Source organism: Embleya sp. NPDC005971 (assembly GCF_040629175.1).
In the GTDB taxonomy this organism is placed as follows: Bacteria; Actinomycetota; Actinomycetes; order Streptomycetales; family Streptomycetaceae; genus Embleya.
This window is the reverse complement of sequence record NZ_JBEXUX010000027.1, coordinates 120563-126811: the sequence shown is the minus strand read 5'-3', so window position 1 is coordinate 126811 and position 6249 is coordinate 120563. Positions and strand designations below refer to the sequence as shown.

General features: G+C 72.8%; 3 protein-coding genes and 1 pseudogene. 2 read left to right on the top strand and 2 right to left on the bottom strand.

The genetic code is table 11. From position 1 onward, the window contains the following. Positions 1-569 (bottom strand): annotated as a pseudogene (locus tag ABZ374_RS24040) (peptidase M28); the annotation flags it as partial. A 307-nt stretch (positions 570-876) separates the two neighbouring features. Between ABZ374_RS24040 and ABZ374_RS24035 the strand changes: the two are divergent. After that, positions 877-2475, top strand: coding sequence for an MFS transporter (locus tag ABZ374_RS24035; RefSeq protein WP_360314283.1), 1599 nt, complete (start codon positions 877-879; stop codon positions 2473-2475). Between the two features lie 89 nt (positions 2476-2564). Further along, positions 2565-4736, top strand: a complete 2172-nt coding sequence (locus tag ABZ374_RS24030; protein WP_360314281.1) for a hypothetical protein — start codon at positions 2565-2567, stop codon at positions 4734-4736. Between the two features lie 43 nt (positions 4737-4779). On the opposite strand, the gene ABZ374_RS24025 is transcribed toward ABZ374_RS24030, so the two are convergent. Beyond that, the gene (locus ABZ374_RS24025) at positions 4780-6204 is read right to left on the bottom strand and encodes an MFS transporter (RefSeq protein ID WP_360314279.1); all 1425 of its coding nucleotides are present in this window, start codon (positions 6202-6204) and stop codon (positions 4780-4782) included. Between the last annotated feature and the right edge of the window lie 45 nt (positions 6205-6249).

Below are 6249 nucleotides of genomic sequence, written 5' to 3'. Positions count from 1 at the left end.
AGCACCGCGCCGGTGCTCGCGTCGACGAACACGTGCAGCCTGCTGGGCGCGGTCGCGGTACGACCCGCCACCACCGTCTCCCAGGCCAGCGCGCTGTTGCCGTCCTTGACCCGGACGACCAGGCGGTGCGACTCGACCTTGTCCACGACCGCGAGTTGGGCCTTGGAGGTGGTCTCGGCGGCGCCGGCCGACACGGTCGGCTGGGTGGTGACCGCGATCTGCGCGTTGGTGGCGGCCTGGGTCGCGCGGACCCGGCCCTTGCCGTCGGCCAGGACGACCGCGTCCCCGCCGATGACCGGGAGGCCGCGGTAGGTGCGCTGGTACGCGACCGAGTACAGGTCGTCGACCCAGGGCGTGACGAGTTGGCGTTCGTACTGCTCGTTCGGGCCCTTGGCGAGGGCGTCCAGGCCGCCGGCGGCCGCCCGGTCGGCAGCGGATACCGCGATTGCCTGGGGGTTTGCGGGGGGAGGGGAGGGGTCGGCACCGGCCGGGGACGCGCCGGTCGCGCCGATGGCCAGTCCGGCGATCAGGGCCAGGACGGTCCCGGCCGTGGTCGTTCTGCGGTTCATCGAGACTCCTTGGGTGGGGGAGGCTCGACCACGTCGCCGGCCTGCGCCGCGTACGCCTTGTGAGTGACGCGGGTGACCGTGCAGGCCGGCTTGTGTCCGAGCGAGCGAAACACTCACACGGGGGCGGGGAGCCGGTGAAGGCGTCGGCGGGATCCGGCTAGTTCTGGCAAATCGGCGCCCGTCTTCTGCGTCGTATTCCGTCCGGAGGCTGTTCTTGCGTTATAGGCAAGATGGCATGCCTGTGCGGCAGGATGGGGTTAGCGTTGCGCGCACCGGACGCCGCCGAGACGTGCGGGGAGAGGAATCCATGAGCCTGAACCAGTCGCCGCGGGCGGACGCCGGACCGGCCGGTGCCCCCGAGAAGAGCGAGCCGGACGCGCGGCAGCGCCGGACGATCCTGATCGCCGTGTGCGTCGCGCTGATGGCGGTGATCGCCTCGGTCTCCGGGCTCAACGTCGCCCAGCCCGAGTTGGCCGTCGAGTTCGACGCCTCGCAGAGCACCATCCTGTGGATGATCAACGTCTACACGCTGAGCCTGGCCGCGCTCCTGCTGCCGCTCGGCGCCGTCGGCGACCGCCTCGGCCGCAAGCCCATGCTGGTGGCCGGCCTGATCGTGTTCGGCCTCGCCAGTGCCGCGGCCGGACTGGCGCCCTCGTCCGAGGTGATGCTCGCCGCGCGTGTGGTGGCCGGCATCGGCGCGGCGATGATCATGCCGATCACCCTCGCCGTGATCACCGCCACCTTCCCCGAGGGGGAACGCGGCCGGGCGATCGGCGTGTGGACCGGGGTCGCCGGCGGCGGCGGCATCCTGGGCATGTTCCTCTCCGCCGCCCTGGTCGACGTGGCGAACTGGCGTTGGTTGTTCGTACTGCCCGTCGTCCTGGTCGTCGTCGCCCTGGTCATGGCGGTGCGCTCGGTGCCGGACTCCCGGGAGACCTCCCGGCACTCCTTCGACGGCGTCGGCGCGCTGACCTCCGTCGCCGCCGTGGTCGGCCTCGTCCTCTTCCTGCAGGAGGGACCCGAGCGCGGTTGGGGCGAGCCCGCGACCGTGATCGCGCTCGTCGTCGGTGTCGCCGCCGCGATCGCCTTCGTGGTCTGGGAACTGCGGCGCCGCGACGCCGCGCTGCTGGACGTGCGCCTGTTCCGTGAGCGGGGCCTGGCCGGCGGCTCGATCACGCTCCTGGCCGTCTTCGGCGTCCAGGCCGGCATCTTCGTCGTGCTCTTCCCCTTCCTTCAGGTCGTGCTGGGCTGGTCCGGACTGCTGTCCACGGTGGCGCTGATGCCGATGGCCGTGTTGATGATGGCGTCCTCCGGACTGGCCCCCGCGCTTGCCGAGCGGATCGGCCCGAGGGCGACCATGGCCATCGGAATCGCCCTGGCCGGCCTCGGCCTCGCGCTGATGGCGGCGATCGTCTCGGTGGACGGCGGATACCTGTCCGTGCTTCCCGGCATGCTCGCCATGGGCACCGGCATGGGCCTGTCGATGACCCCCTCCACCGAGGCGATCACCGGCGCCCTGCCCCGCGAACGCCAGGGCGTGGCGTCCGCCGTCAACGACGTCACCCGCGAATTCGGCACCGCGCTCGGCGTCGCGCTGCTCGGGGCGCTGTTGTCCGCCGGCTACCGAAGCGCCATCGACACCCGACTCGACGGCGTCCCCCGGGACCGGGCCGACACCGCCCGCGAAGGCGTCGCCAACGCGATCGACGCCGCCCACACGGCCGGCCCGCAGGCCCGGGAACTGGTCCGCGCCGCCGAGGAGTCCTTCGTCGACGGATGGCAACAGGCCATGTGGGCAGGTGTGATCGTGATGGGCACCCTGTTCCTGTACATCCTCGTCCGAGGGCCGCAGCGGCCGGTCCGCACCGACGCCGAGCCGGAACCGGTCGACACCGTCGCCGAGTAGGTCCGGTCCGGTGGACCCTGCCGGGGCTGCGCGGGCGGGCGTTCGGAAACCCGGGTGCGGGGGTTCGACGGGTTCTGGGATCATGCCTGATGGCCCACACTCTCGAAGCCCTGGTTGTCCGACACGCCCACCGCGTTCCGCTCCCCGCCGGGCCCACCGGTCAAGGCGATGTCGCGGCAAGGCAGTTCGACGCCGCGCTGATGTCGGTGGGCTTCAAGCTGTCGGGAGATCTGCTGGAGCGCCTGTCGGGGCTGGCCGAGGAGACGGTCGTCGAGATCGCCGCACGCACGTTGCCCACGGTCCGGGCAATGGTCGGCGACCACGTCCGACACAACAGCTACTTCATCGACTTCCCGCTCAACGTGCCGAACACCTTCGACTTCTGGACCCGGTGCATCGTCGAGGCGCTCGCCGACGACACGTCGCGCGAGCGCACCCTGGCCCAGCTCGCCACCGGCGTGGTCGACCTGCTGACGCTGCCCTCCTACGGCAACTACCGGCACACGTACACCGAGTTGCTCGCCGCCCACGACGAGCTGATCGCCGCCGCGAGCGACCGCACCACGGTCCTGCACTCGGGCGCCGACCCACAGCACGAGATCACCGCCCTCTACCTGGCCCTGGCGGGCAGCACCACCCCCCTGGGCGAGGAGAGCCTGCGCGATCTCGCCGCGCTGGCCGGGCACTGCGTCGACGGCCCCCAGCCCGAGGCGATCCCGATCCGGGAGAACCGCGCCGTCGTCAACCGGGCCCGCCTCGACGTCGGCGCGGACCTGCTGGTGGACACCGTCACCGACGTGTTGCGCCTGGCCTGCGCGCTCGCGGGCGGCGACGTGACACTCGTGGTACCGACCCGATTCCGGGGGTTGTCGCGTCCCGTGCGCCGGGCCCTGCTCGCCGGCCTCGACGCCGTCGTCGCGGCGGCCCCGGCCAAACTCGCCGACGTCGGTGCGCACCGCGAGGCGTTCAAGCGCCTCGGTGAGCGACTGCACCCGCACGAGTATCCGCAATGGCCGCACGCCACCGACGTGTTCGCGGTCGCCCGGGGCGAGTTCCGGGCCCCGACCCTGGACAGCCGGGTCGAGCAACTGCTCGGCGCGCACGACGTCGTCGGGGCGACGCGGCTGCTGACGGCCGCCCCCGGCAAGCTGTTCCGCGCCCTGGACCGGCTGTTGCGCGCGGCCGGCACCCAGGCGGAGCGCGACGTCGTCGTGGCCGCCGCGGCCCAGGTCGCCGAACAGGTCTCCGGGCGAATGTTGTTGTCGGTGCGCGAACACTTCCACAACCGCACCGACGACACCGCGCCCGGCCGCGTCTTCGTCAACCGGCTCGGCCGCGCGTGGGCCGCCGAGGACACCCGGGCTCCGGTGCAACCGGCCGAGCGCAAGCGCCTGATCACCGCCCTGGACGCCGAGACGCAGCGGCGGCTCCCGGCCGCCGGGCACCTGCTCGTCGACCCCGACATCCTCGACGTCGCGCTCCCGCTCAGCGGCAAGGCGACGGCCGCCGGGCTCGGCGTGCTGCCCCGCGGCTCGGTCTCGCCCGTGGACGGCGAACTGCTGCGGTTCTTCGCGTACTGGAAGCAGACGCAGGAGTGCACCGACTACGACCTCTCCGCGCTGATGCTGGACGACGAGTACGAGACGGTCTGTTGGCTGTCGTACACCGCCCTCACCGAGATCGGCGGCACCCACTCCGGCGACATCACCGACGCGCCGGACGGTGCCTCGGAGTTCATCGACCTGCGGCTGGACGCGGTCCGCGGCACCTACATCGTGCCGCAGGTCCACATCTACTCGGGCGAGAGCTTCGAGCAGGTCGAGGAGTCGTTCTTCGGCTTCATGCTGCGCGACGCCGAGCAGCAGGGCCGCCCCTTCGAGCCGCGTACCGTACGGATGAAGTCGGACCTGCGCGGACCGGGCCGGGTCGCGCTGCCCCTGACCTTCGTGCGCGGGAGCGACGGGCGGTGGCACGCCAGGTGGTTGCACCTGTATCTCCAGGGCGGCCCGAGCACCAATCGGGTCGAGGGACATCGGGTGACGACCGCGATGTTGATGCGCGCCATGCTGGAGCGGCAACACCTCACCGTCGGATACCTCGTCGACCTGATGGCCGATCGGGCCACGGCCACCACGCTGTGGGACGGCGAGAGGATCCCGGACGGACCCGTCACCTATCTGGGCCTGTCCCGCCCGGACGGCCTGCACCCCGGCTCGCGGATCTTCACCCCGGAAAACCTGCGCGACCTGATCCCCGGCTGACTGCTAACGTTGACCGCGGCGAGGCCATGAACGGACTTCCTTCTCATTCCTGAACTAGTCCGTTCGCTTTCCTCGCCCTCGACCACGAGGCCGGGCTGCCCATGGGCAGCCCGGCCTCGTCGTGTCCGCGGGCCGGCCGGCGCACCGCCCGCGAAGGCGAACTCGGCGCCGCCGACGAGCCCGTCCCGGTCCCCGCCGTCGAGGCGACGGCGGTTTCGGCGCGACGCCGCCTGCTCGGGACGGGCGAGGGACGCCGGGGGCCGCGTGCGGTGCGGTCCTCGGACAGGAGGCCGGCGAGGGAGGCGGCGACGGCCGCGAGGGTGGGGAGCAGCAGCAGGGCGAAGCGGAGTCCGAGGTGGCCGGCCAGGAAGCCGATCAGGGGCGGGCCGGCGAGGAAGGCGAGATAGCCGGTCGTGGAGACGGTGGCGACCGCGGGACCGGGGGAGTCCGGATACTGCCGGCCGACGCCGCCCACCACGAGCGGGAACGAGGACGCGATGCCCAGGCCGACGGCCGCGAACGCGGGGACCACGAGCCACGGGTATGGCACCGCGATCGCCGCGGCGGCGGCGACCCCGGTCACCAGCGCGCCGAAGCGGACGACCCGCACCGGCCCCAAGCGCGCGGCCACCCGGTCACCGGCGAGCCGACCGAGCGTCATGGCCAGCGCGAACACCGTGTAGCCCGCGCCCGACACACCCGGCCCGGCGTGTACCGAATCCGCCAGATACACGGTGCCCCAGTCGGTGACCGCGCCCTCGATCAGCAGGACGCACAGTCCGAGCAGGCTGAGCCGGCACAGGCGCCCCCGCAGTCCCGGCCGAGTCCGGGCGGTGGATCCGGGCCGCGGCTCGGACCCGTGCCGGCCGACCGGGCGCAGCGCCGCGACGGCCGGCACCGCGGCGATCAGCGCCGCGGCGGCGGTGACCGTGAACTGGGTGCCCGGGCGCACGCCGGCCGCCGCCGCGACCGTGCCGAGCAGCGCGCCGGTGAGCGCGCCCGCGCTGTACAGGCCGTGGAACGAGGCCATCCGCGGGCGTTCCGCGCCGCGTTCGCCGTCGACGGCGTGGGTGTTCATGGCCACGTCGAGGGTGCCGACGGCGGCGCCGAGGACCGCGAGGGCGAGGGTGAGTTCGACCAGGGTGTCGGCGAGAGCGAGCAGGGCGATCGCCGACGCGTAGACCGGCAGCGCGATCCGGATCACGACGCGGCTCCCGAGTCGGCCGACCAGCCTGCCGGCCGCCGGCATCGCCGGTACCGATCCGAGCGCGACGCCGAGCAGGGCGATGCCCAGTTGCCCGTCCGACAGGTGCAGATCGGCCTTGACCTGCGGGATGCGTGGTGCCCAACCGGCCAGGACCATGCCGTTGAGGAAGAACACGGCGTACAGTCCGCGCCGGCCGACCCGCTCTCGGTGTCGTCGGGGCGACTCGCGGCGGGTGCCGGATGCGGCTGGTCGGATGCGCACGACTGTCGTTCTCCCTTCTCACGCGCGGACAGCGTTGTTCGGGTG

Bases quoted from the DNA above. Each gene is read 5' to 3' on its own strand.
- ABZ374_RS24035 (WP_360314283.1), top strand. From the start codon at position 877: ATGAGCCTGAACCAGTCGCCGCGGGCGGACGCCGGACCGGCCGGTGCC.
- ABZ374_RS24030 (WP_360314281.1), top strand. From the start codon at position 2,565: ATGGCCCACACTCTCGAAGCCCTGGTTGTCCGACACGCCCACCGCGTT.